This window comes from Serratia sp. JSRIV001, assembly GCF_019968745.1.
Classification (GTDB): Bacteria; Pseudomonadota; Gammaproteobacteria; order Enterobacterales; family Enterobacteriaceae; genus Chania; species Chania fonticola_B.
The window spans coordinates 3321408-3337480 of sequence record NZ_CP074147.1 but is presented as its reverse complement, the minus strand read 5'-3'; the positions used below and the strand labels follow the sequence as shown (position 1 = coordinate 3337480).

Below are 16073 nucleotides of genomic sequence, written 5' to 3'. Positions count from 1 at the left end.
ATGGATAAGCCGACGCTCGACAAAATCGAGGCATTGGCCGGGCGTGGATTGTCGGAGCAGCAAATAGCCGACGCATTGGATATCGACATTGAAAAGACGCGGGCAGACATGAAAGCGATCGCCACTTACCGGCAGGCAATACGCAGGGGAAAAGCCAAGGGGATTGCAGACTTGTCGAACGCACTTTACATCAAGGCCAAGAAAGGCGACACGCGAGCCATGATTTTCTTGTTGGAGCATTTAAAACCGAAGTGAGTAAGCCGCATGAGCAAATTGGATGGGGGCGAACTGAAACGTGATTATTGTGCTGGTCTGCTCTCAATCCAAGATGTGGCAAAAAAGCACGGTATAGCGAAAACCACGTTAATCGACATGGCGAAGAAGTACGGATGGGAACGTAAAAAAAAACCGTCCAAAACTCCGACCAAAAAAACCGACCAAAACAAAAATGGTCGGACGGTCGAACCAAAGGCTTCACGGTCGGAAAAACGGACGAGGTCGGATCAAGAAAATAGCGACACGGATTTATCGATCGACCCTGATGATTATGGGATAACGCTGCAACAGGCATGGTTTGCCCACTGGTTCGTTATTACCAAGAGCAGAGTCGAAGCATACAGACGTGCCGGGTTCGAAGGCGAGGGCAATACGGCGTATGTAGGGGCCAGTCGGCTATACAGAAATGATAAGGTCAGCCGTGCCATTCGTGACCTCGAAAAGAAAGCTTCGAAGCGCTATCAGGCTGACCTGGACGACCTCATTGATCAGCTTGTTGCCATCATCAACGCTGACCCGAACCAACTTTCTCAATTCCGCCGTGTGAACTGTCGTCGTTGTTGGGGGGAGAATTACTTTTACCAGTGGCGAGATATTGAGGAGTTCGATAAAGCTGACGCAAAGGCGACGGCTGATAACAAGCCAAAGCCTGAATATGGCGGGTTGGGATTTGTCGATAACGCAGACCCCAACCCGGATTGCCCTCGCTGTCATGGCGAAGGAGTGGGGGAAACATTCTTTGCTGATACGCGTGATCTGCAAGGACCCGCCCTTCAGTACTTTGCGGGCGTGAAAGAGAGCAAATTCGGTATTGAGATCCTGACAGAAGATAAAAAAGCGGCACGGGCACAACTGCTGCAACTTCTGACATTCCGACGTGCAGAAAAATTGCAGCAACTGCAGATAGAAAACCAACGGCTGGTTAACGCCAAGCTTGCTGCTGAAATTGGTGACGATGGCGACGAACCGCAGCCGGTGGCAATAAACATCAATGTAGTGGATGCGCGAGGCGATACTGATGAATCCGACGCTTAATATTCCTCAGGCTCGCTTTTTGACTATGCCGCATAAATTCAAGGCTTACGTGGCCGGTTTTGGCAGCGGCAAGACGTGGGCCGGTTGTGCTGCGATATGCAAACACTTCTGGGAGCACCCCAAAATTAACCAGGGGTATTTCGCCCCTACATATCCTCAGATCCGGGATATTTTTTACCCGACGATTGAGGAGGTGGCTTTTGACTGGGGTTTGAAATTACGCCTCAACGAGAGCAACAAAGAGGTGCATTTTTATTCGGGGCGCCAATATCGAGGCACCACCATATGCCGCTCTATGGAAAAGCCCTCAACGATTGTCGGTTTCAAGATCGGTAATGGGCTGGTGGATGAAATGGACGTCATGAAGGCTGAAAAGGCTCAAATAGCATGGCGGAAAATCATTGCACGTATGCGCTACAACGTGGACGGATTACTCAACGGGATTTCGGTAACCACCACGCCAGAAGGTTTTAAGTTTGTTTGGCAGCAATTCGTTAAAGAGGTGCGGGATAAGCCGGAACTGGCGACGCTCTATGGCCTGATCCACGCCAGCACCTACGACAATGAAAAAAACCTGCCTGCTGACTATATCCCGTCGCTGCTTGCCTCATACCCTGGGCCATTAATCACGGCATACCTTCGTGGCCGGTTTACAAACCTGGTGAGTGGAACGATTTATCATCAGTTCGACCGCAGGAAAAATAACTGTGAAGAGTTGGAGCAGCCAGGGGAGCCGCTCTATATCGGGATGGATTTCAACGTTGGAAAGATGGCCGGTATCGTCCACGTTCTGCGTGATGGCCAGCCACGCGCCGTAACGGAAATCATCAACGCCTATGACACGCCCGACATAATTCGCATCATCAAAGAGCGTTTTTGGTTCTATGACGGCAACGACTACCGCAAGGTGCGGGAAATTTATATTTACCCGGATGCTTCCGGTGATTCTCGCAAATCCAGCAACGCCAGCACGACCGATATTGCCCAGCTCAGGCAGGCTGGATTTAACGTGGTGGTCAACGATGCCAACCCACCCGTCAAAGACCGGATCAACTCGGTGAATGCGATGTTCTGCAATGCCAAGGGCGAACGCCGCTATCTGGTTAATGTGAAACGCTGCCCGGTTTATACCGAATGCCTGGAACAACAGGTGTGGGATGAAAAAACCGGCGAGCCAGATAAAAAGTCTGGTAAAGACCACGCCAATGACGGGGGTGGATACTACATCGTTAAGCAGTTCCCCATCATCAAGCCGCAAGGCAAAGTCACCAAACTACGGATGTAAACCATGGCCGATATTTCAACCCCGCTCAAAGCCGTTACTGCGATGGAAGCTGATTGGGATTTGGTAGATGCCTTGATGGGCGGAACCAAAGCCATGAGGAACGCTGGCGAAACGTATATGCCTCGCTGGCCCAATGAAGAGGCAGAAGATCATAAATGCCGCCTGGCGGTGGCAACATTGTTACCCGTGCTCAAGGAAACCATCATCAACCATGTAGGCCGGGTGTTCAGCGAACCCTCAGTGCTCAGTGATGAAACACCTGAGCCAATCAAAGCCTATGCTCACGATTTTGATATGGCCGGTAACCAGCTTGACGTTTGGGCTCAACAGTTTTTCGCTTTGGGGGAACGTTACGGATTGATCCACGCGCTGGTGGATTACCCTAAGACCCAAGGGGCAAAAACTGTGGCAGAGGAAAAAGCCAGTGGTGCGCGTCCATACGCTGTAATCATTAGCCCGCGCCAGGTGATCGGTTGGAAGTCCGAGAAAAAAGGCGGTGCAGAGGTTCTCACAGAGCTGCGTATTAAAGAGGTCATCACTGAAGAGGATGGCGAGTGGGGAGAAAAGGAAGTCACTCAGATCCGATTATTACGCCCCGGGTATTGTGGTATATACCGAAAAAAGGCAGATGAAAAAGGGGATAACGTTTGGGTTGTGCATGAAGAATGGGAGACAACAGCAAAACGGATCCCGTTGATAACTTTTTACACCAACCGAACCGGCTTTATGACGGCTGAACCGCCAATGCTTGATTTGGCACACCTCAACGTCAAGCACTGGCAGAGCCAAAGCGATCAGGACACTATCTTGCACGTTGCCCGAGTGCCGATCTTGTCAGTGTACGGGCTTGCAGAAGGTGAAGAGCTAACTGTGGGGGCTTCTTCTGCTATGAGGTTTGAAGATCGCACTAAGCATGGTGTCGAATACACCGAGCATACTGGGGCGAGTATAAAAACAGGCCAGGATTCACTCGATGATCTTGTTGAACAGATGCGCATGGCCGGGGCAAAACTCCTGCGCAAAGAAAACACATCAACAAAATCGGTTGATCAGACCCAGCATGAAACCATGCAGGAAGATAGCCCACTGTTCACTATGTCCTCTTCGTTAGAGGATGCCCTAGATAACATCCTGCAATACATGGCTGAATGGCTGGGCCTTCCTGATGGCGGCAATATCGATGTGCGTACTGAGTTGGAAACCGCAGGGAATACATTTAGCCCACAATCAGCCTTGGCAATTCAAGCACTGCGCCAGGGTGGGGATATTCGCCGGATTGACGCTGTCAGGGCTTATCAGCAGATTGGAATTATTGACCCTGATGTTAAGGCCGAAGTGGTCATTGATGAGTTGATCAACGCACCTGACCTCATGGAGTAACCATGGAGACGATCAATCAGAGATTGTTCGATGAAACGGTAGCTCACACGCTTTTTGTTTCTCGATACGCAACTGGCGTTTCTGCTCGGATGGTGAAATTACTTAACCAGGCCGACGCTGAATTGTCTTCTCGGCTAATCATGGCCCTTGATGACCTTCCGCCAGATAGCTTCACCATTCGCCGCCTGGAGGCGTTATTGGGTGGTGTGAAGGACATCAACCAGCAGATTTATCGAACCCTCTACGCTTCGCTTGCTGATGAACTCAACGACTTCAGCAGCCACGAGGCTGGTTTTCAACTGAGTTTGTTCGATTCATTGTTGCCTGATGTGGTAAAGCAGCGCTGGCCACTGATGGGGATAACGCCTCAACAGGTATACGCGGCCACCATGGCGCGCCCGTTCCAGGGGCGTTTATTAAGTGAGTGGGGGAGCAAGCTCGAATCTGACCGCATGCAGAAGATAACCAATGCAGTGAGCATGGGTTACCTGCAGGGGGAAACAGTCGACCAGATTTATCGGCGTGTTCGCGGTACCCGCTCCCGGAACCATCAGGATGGCGTTTTGCAGTTTGGGCGGGCCAATGCAACCAGTGTGATAAAAACGGCGGTGAATCATCTGGCCGCCGTGGCCCGTACTGAGTTCGCCACGGCCAATTCAGATGTCATTGACTGCAAGCAATGGTGCAGCACCCTCGATAATCACACGACACCCACATGCATCATTCGGGATCGCCTGCGCTATACGCTCGACAACAAGCCAATGGGACATAAGGTGCCGTACGGTGCAGGGCCAGGGCGGATCCATTTCTGCTGCCGTTCTACTGAAACCCTGGTGGTGAAATCGTGGCAGGATTTAGGTATTGATGCTGATGACATGCCGGAGGGAACGCGCGCCAGCATGGATGGTCAGGTGCCGGCAAGTACCGATTATCGTGATTGGATATTGCGGCAACCCTTCAAGCGGCAAGTTGAGGTATTTGGAGAGACTCGTGCCAGGTTGTTGCGAGATGGCGGCATGCACCCCGCAGATTTTTTCAACGATAAGGGGGAAAGGCTCACCTTACAGCAGTTGCGAGAAATTGATGAACAGGCGTTCTTAGACGCCGGTTTATAACCAACCACCTCCGGGTGGTTTTTTTATACCTGCCGTTTAGCGGATGCGATATGGCGAACGGGCGGAAGCCTAACTGATGGCCGGAAGGCTGGAGAACCAAAATGAAATTGAAAACCGTTGAAGTTAATGGCGCGACGTATGCAGTGATTGAAAACGGCCACCCGGTTTATACCCATCCAGATGGCAAAGAAATTCCTTTTGATGCTGCGCAAGCCACAGGGAAAATTGCTTCTCTCAACGCTGAGGCTAAAACGCATCGTGAAGCGAAAGAGACTGTTGAAACCCAGTTGAAAAAATTTGCGGGTATTGACGATCCAGCTAAAGCGCTGGAAGCGATGCAAACCGTTTTGAAAATTGACCAGAAAAAACTCATTGATGCAGGTGAAGTAGACCAGGTGAAAGCGGCGATCACCAAGGAATTCCAGACAAAGCTCGATGAGTCAAAGCAGGAAAACGAAAAACTGTCGAATATGCTCAACACCGAGATGATCGGCGGGCGCTTCAATGGCTCCAAATTTATCGCTGATAAATTGGCGATCCCGGCTGATTTCGTTCAAGCCCGTTTTGGCCAGTCCTTCAAAATTGAGGATGGGAAAGTTGTGGCTTATGACGCGGCAGGCAACAAAGTATTTTCCCGCGCTAAGCCTGGTGAACTGGCTGAATTTGATGAGGCGCTAGAGCACCTTGTCGAACAATACCCGCAGAAAGATCACATTCTCAAGGGTACTGGTCACAATGGAAATGGCACGCCGCCATCACAATTCCAGCAGGGCCAGAAGACCATGAAACGTACGGCGTTCGATGCACTTTCCCCTGCGGATCGTGTAGCCGCTGCAAAAGACAAGATCACCATCGTTGATTAACCCATTTTTGCCGAGACCTGGATAGGGATCGGTGCCATGGCTGGATAGCCAAAATCTCAAACCATCCCTAACCAATTTTTATAGGAAATATTAAATGGCTAACACTCTTACGGGCCTAATCCCTGATTTTTACGAGGCACTGGACGTTGTTTCTCGTGAGATGACGGGTTTCATTCCAGCAGTATCCCGCGACTCCAGCATTGAACGTGCTGCATTGCATCAACCGGTACTTGTGCCGGTCACCAATCCAGCAAAATCAGCTGACAACATCCCTGGAGTAACGGCACCGGACTCTGGCGATGATGTTGTTGATCACGTTGAAGTCACCATTTCCAAGTCTAAGCACGTTCCTGTTCGTTGGAATGGTGAGGAAACGCGTGGGTTACAAAATGCCGGTACTTTCTCCACCATTCAGGCAGACCGCTTTTACCAGGCGATGAGAACGCTGGTTAACGAAATGGAATCGGATCTTTGGGTGGAAGCCTATACGAATGCTTCGCGAGCCTATGGGACTGCTGGCACGACTCCATTTGCGAATGCGGCCGATATGACCGATTTTGCTGGCGTTTTGCGCGTACTGGAGGAAAACGGCGCACCAAAAACCGATCTGCAATTAGTGCTAGGGCATGGTGCAATCGGCAACCTGCGCGGCAAGCAATCTGGCCTGTTTAAAGTCAATGAGGCCGGTTCTTCCGACATGCTGCGTAATGGTATGACAGACCGCGTTATGGGGATGGCATTGCGTCATTCTGACCCTATTGGCTTCGTGAACAAAGGTACTGGCGCGGGTTACCTGACCAACGGTGCATTTGATCCGCTCAGCACCAATATTGCATTGGATACCGGTACGGGAACCATTCTTCCTGGCGGGATCCTGAATTTTGCCGGTGATGCTAACAAGTATGTTGTCAACAAGGGGCTGGCGGGTGGCACAGTATCTATCGGGCGGCCGGGGATGCGTTTGCCGCTGGCTGATAATGTCGCGGTTACGCTGGGCGCTGGATATACGCCAAACGTGGCATTTGCACGTTCCGCGATCGTGCTTGCTACTCGTGCGCCAGCACTTCCAAAAGGTGGCGACTCAGCTGACGATCGGATGATTGTTACTGACCCTAAAACCGGGTTGTCATTCGAAATCGCTGTTTATCGCCAATTCCTGCAAACGGTATATCACGTGCGACTGGCATGGGGTTACCGCGCGATCAAGTCAGAGCATATCGCTGTTCTGATGGGCTAATGAAAATAAGGGGCTTCGGCTCCTTTTTTATTGAGAGGTCGTTATGGCGGGATTAACTAAAGCGCAGCGGGCTGAGCGGAAATTGCTTGCTGCTAATGCCAATGGCAGTTCGGCTGCACCTGAGCAGCCACCTGAGCAGCCACCTGAGCAGCCACCTGAGCAGCCAGAACTGCTCGCAATGGTTCGAGATGAACCAGCGTTTCCCGGTGGCCCTGTAGCTGCTGACGTGCACGCTGATGAAATCGAAGATTGGATTTCTCACGGCTGGCAATTGGCCGAGGAATAGCGGAGTAGGCCATGCTGGATACTGAAATTTACTCCGACGGATTCAACAGTTACGCCTCGCTGGATGAATGCCGAGATTACGCTACCGGGCGTGGGCTTAAGTTGCCTGAAGAGGATGAAGAGTTATCAACGTTGATGCTTCAGGCGATGGATTATCTGGAGGGGAAAGGCTGGAAAGGTGTACCGGCTGTTTTCGGCCAGAATCTGGCATGGCCCCGCGCTGGTGTGGTTCGTGATTACCACATGCTGCCCAGCAATAGCATTCCGATTCAGGTAAAGCACGCGCAGTGCCGGTTGGCTTTCGAGGCGCAAGAAATAGATTTACAGCCATCTACGGAAAGCGGTTCCGAGGTTCTTTCCGAAGCAGTAAACGGGGCAGTCAGCGTCAGTTATGCGGAGGGAACCCGTAAGGCTCAACCGTCGTTCGCCGCGGTCAATGCGTTACTACGTGGATTATGCATCGGCTCTGGTCAAATAGCTGTAGTCAGGGGGTGATATGTCAGATTTGAAGATTGTCCCATTCAAAAAAAGAGAACCTGATCAACATGATAACCAGGAGGTGATACGCCTCCTTGAAGAAGCATTGGAGAATGCCAAAAAGGGAGATTACCACTCGATGGCGATAGTTATGATCAACTCAGAGCATGAGGTGTTGGATTGTTGGCATAACGGGCTTTTCCCATATCAAATGGTCGGTGCCCTGGAATCATTGAAAAGTGATTATATCCAGGCCTGCATCGAAAGGCGGTAAGTATGTCTATCGATTATCGCCGTATGCGGGCCACAGCGACCCGCCTGTTGACCGAGAACGGTGCAGAACACCCATTTACTCGCGGAGCTACTGTAAGCCGTGAGGCAGGTAAGGAGGTTCGGCAGGCAGAGCAAAACGGTACTGTGATCGGTGTAATAACCGAATACAAACCGAGCGAGATCGATGGCTCGTTAATCCTGGGTGGTGATGTGTTACTCGTGGCCACATACGAAACCGAAATCCGTGTCGATGACCGGATCGAGGTGGACGGCAAAAAATACCGAGTAGTGCATCCGCATCCGGTAATGCCTGGCCCCATCCTGATTTGCTACCGGGCACAACTGAGGGCGTGATATGTCCGAAAATGACGCTTTTTTGCAGGCCATAACGGCATTTGTCGATAAGGCCAAAGCCAATCAAGCGCAGGTGGTACGGGCGACCAGTATCCGGATACTGGCGCAACTCGTGCAGATGTCGCCTGTTGGCAATCCTGAACTTTGGGACGTGAATAGCACGGCGGTAGCCTATAACCAGGCGGTTTTTGATCACAACGAGGCCCAGCGACAAGACTCGGCCAACCTCACCCCCACAGGGAAATTAAAAAAGCGCGCTCGGGTTTCTGACAGTATGGGGATCCGGGCGCCACCAGGTTATAGCGGGGGCCGGTTTCGCGGCAATTGGCAGGTGTCTTTTGATTCGCCGGCTGATGGTGAAATAGGTCGGATCGATAAATCAGGCGGTGCGACGCTGGCTGCGGGAAACCTGGTGATAGAGCAATTCCGCATTGGCATGCAGGCCATTTATTTCGTGAATAACGTCCCTTATGCCTATCCACTGGAATTTGGACATTCCACCCAAGCGCCAGGCGGCATGGTCCGTATCACTGCCGCAGACTTCCAGCGGCATTTCAGCGCCGCCGTATCGGAGATTGAACCGTGAGCCACACCCGCATAGCTGCGTTGCTTGAGGCCTGTCTGGGCCAATGGGCTGACGCGCATGATATTCCTGTTGCCTGGGAAAACACCCCAATGGATCCGCCCGATGGCCTGTATCTGCAAGCCTACGCCATGCCCGCAACCACAACAGCAATAGACCTTGCGGAAAAGCTGCATGTTTTGCCGGGTGTTTGGCAAATCAACGTTGTTGCGCCTGCTGGTGATGGCATCGGCCCTGCAAGGGACTTGGCCGACCAGATCTCCGCATTGTTCCCTTTGGGGATGATGCTGACCGAAGGTGGCTTAACCTGCTACATCAGCACGCCGCCCACGGTTTACCGCGGCATAACAACGGATACGCGCTACACAATCCCCGTCAGCATGAATTACCGAGCTGACATCATCACTCACTGACCGCTTCGGCGGTTTTTTTATGTCCTGAATTGGAGAATCCTATGGGATTTGCATTGCCTAACGGCGCCACGGTATTTGTGGGGTCCAAAATGGCCGCCGCGTTGCCTGCAACAGCAGTCAGCAACGCAAAGGGGGCTGTGTTTACTGTTACTGGCAGCACACTGGCTGTTGACGACATTGTTTTAATCAAATCCGGCTGGGGATTGGTTGATAATCTGGTTGCTAAGGTGACCATTGCGACCGCAACGGCAATTACGATTGGTTCCCTCGACACGTCAGATACAAACTTTTTCCCTGCCGGTGCGGGCGTAGGGTCATTAATGAAAATCACTGATTGGATGCAGATCCCGCAAATTACCGAAGTGGGTGCCTCCGGTGGTGATCAGCAATATGTTCAGGTGCAATTTCTGGAGGATGATCGCCAGCGTAACCTTGCCACGTTCCGTGCCGCAAAAAACCAGACATTTACCTTTGCGCATGATTCATCGCTGGCGATTTATAACGTTCTACTTGCTGGTGATCGCTCCGGCGATACGTTGCCATTTTACATGTATGTGCCTAAAGCCAAAGAGAAACGTTATTGGTCTGGTGTGGCATCGTTCGATCCGCAACCGGCCACAGCGGTAAACCAGGTAGAAACCGTCCAGGTATCTATCGCTGTGCAATCCCGCACCATGACGTTCTACAAAGACAAATAATTCACTGGGGCGGCAGCTGCGCCCCACTAATCACAGGTATCGACATGAAATTTACTCTTATCCCTAATCCAACTTTTAAAATCGATGTGACCATTCCCCGCGCTGGTGCTGAAGATGGTGTTCTGACGTTTACGTTCAAGCATAAGACTCGTGCCGATCTGGAAGTGCTGGAAAAAAACTTGCGGGAAGAGACCGAGAAGCTTGGCGAAACGGGCAAGCACACCAATGCACCGATGGTAGATTTTGTCTGCGAAATTGCCATTGGCTGGGCGTTGCCGGAAAAATTCACGAAAGAAAACGTTATGGTGCTGTTGGAAAACTACCCGCGGGCGTTTGACTCGATCGCGTTGGCATATACCCGCGAACTGATGGCGTTGCGTGAAAAAAACTAACAGCGGTTGCCTCGGCATTCTATACGCCTGAACCCTCACCGGAAGAACTGGCCGCCTTTGGGCTAACACCGGAAGACGTTGAATCAGACCCGGTAGAGATCCTGCCCGATGTGTGGCAGTCGTTTGAAGTATTCCGCGCCATGGCCACACAGTGGCGTACTGGCATGAGCGGCGTCACCGGACTGGATTACAACTGCTTGCCCTGGGTAATGAAGCTGCACGGCGTAGAGGATGAGGCAACCGCCTTAACTGATATCAGGGTGATGGAAGCGGCAGCGCTTTCCATTATTCACAAAAAATGAGGCAGAGAGGCGGGATGAACCATGAAGAAATATAACTGCAATATGGCTATTGGTGTAAATCATGCGGATGATTCACGAATTAAAACGCTTGAGAGTGAGGTTTCTGATTTAAAAGATATGGTTAGAAATCTTGTTGTGCCTGCCTTCGTCATTAAGAGTGGTCAGGTTTTTATTGATAATGCAAAAATTAGTGATGGTTCAATAAATGCGGCCACTTTAAGGGGCGCGAAATTTACAGTTACTATTCATGCAGAAAAATTTTGTGTATTCAGCTAGACACGGAATTGTTCTAGTTGGTCAGCCAAGTCGTTCAGCGATTTATTATCAATTTGCCTTAGCTCTTTTAGGAGAGAATCTCTCAGTGGATCTTGTAACTTTTCTATGATTGCATGTGGTTTTTCCATTTTTAAATCCTTTCCCAGAGTTAATCAGCCATCCCTATGATGTAAACGCCCATGCTCCTACATGGGCGAGCTGAACACTCAAGATAGCCTTAAGTTTAAGTAAACAACACCCTGATATTTGATCATGCTGGCCTTGTGCTGGCTTTTTTGCATGGAGTTACAGCATGACTGACATTGCATCGCTTTCCCTGCGCGTCGATACCGGAGATTTGCAGCGGGGTAACAATGAACTGGATAAATTCCAGCAGAAAGCCACCGGTGCGGCCGGTGCCGCTGATGGTTTTAATGCATCAGGGAAGAACACGGCCAAGGTATCGAAGGAAATCGCGCAAGAGATTGAAGATACCCATCGTCGTGTTGCTGAATATGCTGCTGCGTTGAATAAGTCGCAGACAGAAGCGAAAAACCATTCGCAGGCGACAGCGCAGCAACGACAAGAATTGCGCGATTTACTGACGCAGATTAACCCGGTTACAGCGGCGTTCGAACGACTCGATAACATGGAAAGCCAGTTATCGAAATTCAACGCAAAAGGGATTATTGATCCAGAATCCTTTGCCGAGGCCTCCCGTACTATCCAGCAGACCCGCATTCAACTGGAGCGGGCTGCTACAGCCAGAACGGAGGAAGGAAAAGCCGCTGCCGCAGCTGCGCAACAGGAACGAGCCGCCACCGCAGCCAAAGAGGCATTTTTATCAAAACTCCAAGCACAGAGCGCACTTTATAAGGCATCAGCCTCAGATGCCGCTGCATACAGAGCAGCACAGTTAGGTATAAGCCAGGAGGCAGCACCGCTGATTGCTGCAATGCGCCAGCAGGAGGAGGCGGTAAGGCGTGAAGCCGATCAGAAACGGGCCGCAGCGATCGCTTCCAGGGGCTTGAAGGAAGCCCTGAAAGAGCAGGAGGCCGCAGAGCGATCAGCCGTAGCGGAAACCAAGCGAGCAGAGTCCACACGTAAATCATTCATCGATTCGCTGCAGGACCAGGTAAACGCTATTGGTAAAACGCGTACCCAGTTGCTGGAGCTGAAAGCGGCAAAGCTGGGAGTGACGGCGGAGTCCGCGCCACTCATTGCCAAACTGCGTGAGCAAGATAATCAGTGGAAGGTTGGCACAATCTCCGCCAGGCAGTACCGGCAAGCACTCCGGATGTTGCCTGCCCAATTCACCGATATTTTCACATCTATTGCGGGTGGAATGCCGCTGTGGCTTACGCTTTTCCAGCAGGGTGGGCAGATTACTGATTCATTCGGCGGTCTGGGTGGTATTTTCCACTTTATTAAGGAGGAATTGCTGGGCATAAAAGATGCCTCGGATGAATCTAGCGATTCTCTTTCTGAGAGTGCGAACTCTCTCGCGGAAAATGCAGAAAATGCAGCAAAATTTACTGGTCTACTAACACCGGCAAGGTTCGCGCTTGGTGGTATTGCTGCTGCAGTTGGGGTTCTTGCTTATGCATACTATAAGGGATCGAGAGAGCAAGATGCTTTTAATGAGTCTCTAATTCTTACCGGTAATATAGTTGGCAAGACGTCTGGACAATTAGCTGAAATGTCCAGAATGGTTGCGAATAGTGCAGGTTCAACAATTGCAATGTCGTCTGACGTGCTGAATCAGCTTGTCGCTGGAGGAAAAGTTGCAGCCTTATCGTTAGCATCCGCATCAGAGGCAATCATAAAGCTTAACGATGCTACAGGCATATCAACAAACCAGTTGGTATCAGACTTTGAAGCGATCGCTGGAAACCCGGTAGATGCCATCGGTAAGCTTAATGACAAATACCACTTCCTAACATTGGCGACTTATAACCAAATTAGGGCGCTGCAGGAAGAGGGAAATCAACAGGAAGCAGCTAAGGTCGCATCTGATGCCTACAGCGTAGCAATCAGTCAAAAAGCTGATGACATAAAAGGGTCGCTAGGCACGCTGCAAACCGCATGGAATGACTTAGGTGATGCGGCAAAGTGGGCTTGGGATAAAATGTTGGACATTGGTCGAGAGTCGTCACTTGAGCAGCGGCTAGGCACTCTCGAAGAGACATTAGCTGATGCAAAGGCAAAGCAAAAAGAAGGTGGGATCTGGAATAGATTCTCAGCAAATGCCAGTGGCTACAACATCCCTGAGATGGAGAAGCAGGTTGCCGCGTTAAAGAGCCAGATTACAGCACAAAATGTACTCAATGACTCTATAAGCAGCTTTAACCAGCGACAGCAGACAGCCATTAAAGCTCAGCAATATGTTGATTCTCTTATTGAAAGAACGCGATCTAACGCTCAGAAGCGAGCTATGGAGCATGCTGCACTCACAAGGAAAATTAGTGAAGGGGCAATATTAAGTGCCGAAGAAGAAGCGCGGCTTCGAAAAGATATTGATAACAAATATAAAGACCCTGTGGTTCCCAAAGGTCCAAAGTACCAACCACCTGCTGGTGATAAGGCTGAGGATTCTGCGCAAGCCGATCTCTTGGCGCTTCAAGCCCAGTTGGAGGTATTGCGTCAGCATACCGGCGTAAACGATAAAATCAGTCAGCAGCGCAGAGATCTGCAAAAAGCCCAAGCACAGTTCACGGTTCTTGAAAAGGCAGCAGGTACACGCCAGTTATCAGCACAAGAAAAATCGCTGTTATCCAGCAAGGATGCTGTTCTTGCGAGTAAAGAACGGCTGGCCGTTATCGGTGATCAGGTTGTCCAGCAGGAACGATTGAACAAGTTGCTGGATAGTGCACAGAAATTTGATCGGCAGCAGCAGGCAAAACGTGCTGAGATCGCTTTTCTTTCCAAAGGTGGTACTGCCAGGGATTCTCAGAGGCAATCGGAAAGAGACCGACTCACTACTGAATATGCTGATAATCCAGTTGCACAAAAGCAGGCACTGTCATCCCTTGAAAAGACTTATGCGGAGCGAGATAGGTTAGAACAGGACTGGAAAGCTGGTGCGCTCAATGGTCTGAATGAGTATCTGGAGAAAGCCACTGATGTTTATAGCTCGGTGTCAAACGTGGCTATGAGTGCGTTGAGTGGCATCTCCAACATGATGACTGATTTGGTAACTACCGGCAAAGCATCATTCCGCGACTTCACGACGTCAATCCTCAAGATGATTATTGATATCATCAACAAGCTATTGGTTGCTTACGCGGTCAAGAGCATGTTTGGAGAAGGTGAGGGTGGTGGTTCGATTACTTCCGCTCTGGGTAAAATTTTCAGCTTTGATACTGGGGGTTATACGGGCGATGGGGGGAAATACGAGCCAGCCGGTGTTGTGCATCGTGGTGAGTTTGTAATGACTAAAGAAGCCACGGATCGCATTGGTGTTGATAATTTGTATGCCATGATGCGCGGTTATGCCAACGGCGGGTTGGTCGGAAATACGGTTTCTGGTTCTGCGCCGATGCATGGGCTACGCAGTTCCGAAGGTTCTCAGCTAACGATCAATGCTCCTGTAACCATCAATCAGCAAGGGCAGCAGCAAAGCCAATCAGGGAATGGTGATGCCGTGGCTAAGGCCTATCAACAGGTGATCGACATATCCGTTAGGGAGGGGATCGCGAGGGAATTGAGGCCTGGCGGTCAGATATGGTATGCACAGAATCCAAGGTAACCATCAGAAAATGTGATGTCTTGATATGCCTGATGACTGTAAGTGGTGATAGGATGTTGCCACTTGTGATTATTGGAGGCATTGACGTGAGAAAAACAATCTTTTTATCTCTGTTATCGCTGGCATTTACCGGGTGTGGTTCTAATTATCCGTCCGGTCAATATGAACAGCGGACAGAACAAGAATTAGCCGAAAAGACGACCTATAAAATAATTGAGATACCTTCAGAAGGTGATTTCTCAGGGGTGCCAATAAACGGGGTCAAACTTAGAAACGAGCTTGCTAAGCGTAACAAACGTGGTGAATCGTCAGAATATATCGTTCACTCTGTCACATATGCCCCTTATAACAATACATGGAGTAAAAAAGGATGGCTTGCAGGAACTGACGCCTTTAAAAAAGGAACTTACAACGTTAGAGAGTATTTGGAAGTTAACGCAGGTGAGGCTGGTGCAATAAGGAATGCTGTAGGCTGGTATGGATTCCCCGTTGATAAACACGTTACCACTAACCATGATACATATGAAGGGGCCAATGCATTTGGGGTTACTGCGCAGGTAGAGCGCTTGCGTTATAAGGGGGCGATCTTAGTTTTCGGAAACAACGGAATCAATCCTGATAGCCGCATTCCTGTTGATGCTGATATTGAGGTGATTGGTGATCTACCCATAAACTTGAGCCATAGAGATTGCAAAATAGAATACTTAGCGAGAGTAAAAGCATTGGGGCATGGTGTCGTTTCTGGGATGGGAGACAAGTCCCCCACACTGGACAGTCCAGACGATATCAGAGGGGATGTTGTAGTATTCAATGCTGATTTAATCGCAGCCAGACTTGTAAATACTAAAACAGGTGAAGTTTACCCCGCCAAGTTGAGGTGGGTGTTTAGAGAAATATAATATTTTTGAAATATGTCTAAGGTTGTGGGTAGGGATTTTTCAAGTGGCATCTTATGTAATGACTTTCAGGTGCTTGGTGCACTGTTAGTATCATGTTTTAAGATCATTACCATACACAACCAGATAGCAAGCATGTCAGACTCATTCGACTAAGAAAATAGGCACTAATTCGTTAAGTTTTACACCCAGCCCAGGCTGGGTTT

Annotated in this window: 20 protein-coding genes; 19 read left to right on the top strand and 1 reads right to left on the bottom strand. The window is 50.1% G+C overall.

The window, feature by feature from the left end; all coding sequences use genetic code 11:
• The 17 genes from KGP17_RS15335 (at window position 1) to KGP17_RS15255 (ending at window position 11244) form a co-directional block, all read left to right on the top strand.
• Window positions 1–255 carry a hypothetical protein gene (locus KGP17_RS15335; RefSeq protein WP_223497869.1) on the top strand — a complete coding sequence of 85 codons (255 nt, stop codon included), beginning with the start codon at window positions 1–3 and terminating at the stop codon, window positions 253–255.
• A gap of 9 nt (window positions 256–264) precedes the next feature.
• Complete coding sequence (locus KGP17_RS15330) at window positions 265–1311, top strand: terminase small subunit (RefSeq protein ID WP_223497868.1); 1047 nt, start codon at window positions 265–267, stop codon at window positions 1309–1311.
• Window positions 1289–2596, top strand: coding sequence for a terminase large subunit domain-containing protein (locus KGP17_RS15325; protein WP_223499659.1), 1308 nt, complete (start codon window positions 1289–1291; stop codon window positions 2594–2596). Before KGP17_RS15330 ends, KGP17_RS15325 begins: the two co-directional genes overlap by 23 nt.
• A gap of 3 nt (window positions 2597–2599) precedes the next feature.
• Window positions 2600–3976 (top strand): DUF4055 domain-containing protein, encoded by a 1377-nt coding sequence (locus KGP17_RS15320; RefSeq protein WP_223497867.1) that lies wholly within the window; start codon window positions 2600–2602, stop codon window positions 3974–3976.
• A 2-nt stretch (window positions 3977–3978) separates the two neighbouring features.
• Window positions 3979–5091: a phage head morphogenesis protein gene (locus tag KGP17_RS15315; RefSeq protein WP_223497866.1), complete on the top strand. Its 1113-nt coding sequence runs from the start codon at window positions 3979–3981 to the stop codon at window positions 5089–5091.
• Window positions 5092–5192: 101 nt separating this feature from the next.
• The gene (locus tag KGP17_RS15310) at window positions 5193–5954 is read left to right on the top strand and encodes a DUF6651 domain-containing protein (protein ID WP_223497865.1); all 762 of its coding nucleotides are present in this window, start codon (window positions 5193–5195) and stop codon (window positions 5952–5954) included.
• Window positions 5955–6048: 94 nt separating this feature from the next.
• A complete protein-coding gene (locus tag KGP17_RS15305) occupies window positions 6049–7191 on the top strand; it encodes a P22 phage major capsid protein family protein (RefSeq protein ID WP_223497864.1) in 1143 nt (380 codons plus the stop codon).
• Between the two features lie 95 nt (window positions 7192–7286).
• Window positions 7287–7409, top strand: coding sequence for a hypothetical protein (locus KGP17_RS27995; protein WP_371822031.1), 123 nt, complete (start codon window positions 7287–7289; stop codon window positions 7407–7409).
• 79 nt (window positions 7410–7488) lie between these two features.
• Window positions 7489–7971, top strand: a complete 483-nt coding sequence (locus KGP17_RS15295; protein ID WP_223497863.1) for a DnaT-like ssDNA-binding protein — start codon at window positions 7489–7491, stop codon at window positions 7969–7971.
• A 1-nt stretch (window position 7972) separates the two neighbouring features.
• A complete protein-coding gene (locus tag KGP17_RS15290) occupies window positions 7973–8227 on the top strand; it encodes a hypothetical protein (RefSeq protein ID WP_223497862.1) in 255 nt (84 codons plus the stop codon).
• Between the two features lie 2 nt (window positions 8228–8229).
• Window positions 8230–8580 carry a hypothetical protein gene (locus KGP17_RS15285; RefSeq protein WP_223497861.1) on the top strand — a complete coding sequence of 117 codons (351 nt, stop codon included), beginning with the start codon at window positions 8230–8232 and terminating at the stop codon, window positions 8578–8580.
• 1 nt (window position 8581) lies between these two features.
• Entirely contained in the window at window positions 8582–9166 is a 585-nt protein-coding gene (locus KGP17_RS15280) for a hypothetical protein (RefSeq protein ID WP_223497860.1), read from the top strand.
• Window positions 9163–9576: a DUF4128 domain-containing protein gene (locus KGP17_RS15275; RefSeq protein ID WP_223497859.1), complete on the top strand. Its 414-nt coding sequence runs from the start codon at window positions 9163–9165 to the stop codon at window positions 9574–9576. Before KGP17_RS15280 ends, KGP17_RS15275 begins: the two co-directional genes overlap by 4 nt.
• Window positions 9577–9617: 41 nt before the next feature.
• Entirely contained in the window at window positions 9618–10274 is a 657-nt protein-coding gene (locus KGP17_RS15270; protein WP_223497858.1) for a phage tail protein, read from the top strand.
• Window positions 10275–10312: 38 nt separating this feature from the next.
• On the top strand, window positions 10313–10666 hold the full coding sequence (locus KGP17_RS15265; protein WP_223499656.1) for a phage tail assembly chaperone: 354 nt from the start codon (window positions 10313–10315) through the stop codon (window positions 10664–10666).
• 110 nt (window positions 10667–10776) lie between these two features.
• Entirely contained in the window at window positions 10777–10968 is a 192-nt protein-coding gene (locus KGP17_RS15260; protein WP_371822030.1) for a DUF1799 domain-containing protein, read from the top strand.
• A 21-nt stretch (window positions 10969–10989) separates the two neighbouring features.
• Window positions 10990–11244 carry a hypothetical protein gene (locus KGP17_RS15255; RefSeq protein WP_223497857.1) on the top strand — a complete coding sequence of 85 codons (255 nt, stop codon included), beginning with the start codon at window positions 10990–10992 and terminating at the stop codon, window positions 11242–11244.
• Here the strand turns inward: KGP17_RS15255 and KGP17_RS27920 are convergent.
• Complete coding sequence (locus KGP17_RS27920; RefSeq protein WP_256444853.1) at window positions 11241–11372, bottom strand: hypothetical protein; 132 nt, start codon at window positions 11370–11372, stop codon at window positions 11241–11243. The two genes, KGP17_RS15255 and KGP17_RS27920, sit on opposite strands and share 4 nt — an antisense overlap.
• A gap of 164 nt (window positions 11373–11536) precedes the next feature.
• Here KGP17_RS27920 and KGP17_RS15250 point away from each other — a divergent pair, with 164 nt between their 5' ends.
• Together KGP17_RS15250 and KGP17_RS15245 are read left to right on the top strand one after the other, a co-directional pair.
• Window positions 11537–14971 carry a phage tail tape measure protein gene (locus KGP17_RS15250; protein ID WP_223497856.1) on the top strand — a complete coding sequence of 1145 codons (3435 nt, stop codon included), beginning with the start codon at window positions 11537–11539 and terminating at the stop codon, window positions 14969–14971.
• A 53-nt stretch (window positions 14972–15024) separates the two neighbouring features.
• On the top strand, window positions 15025–15870 hold the full coding sequence (locus KGP17_RS15245) for a hypothetical protein (RefSeq protein ID WP_223497855.1): 846 nt from the start codon (window positions 15025–15027) through the stop codon (window positions 15868–15870).
• Window positions 15871–16073: the final 203 nt, after the last annotated feature.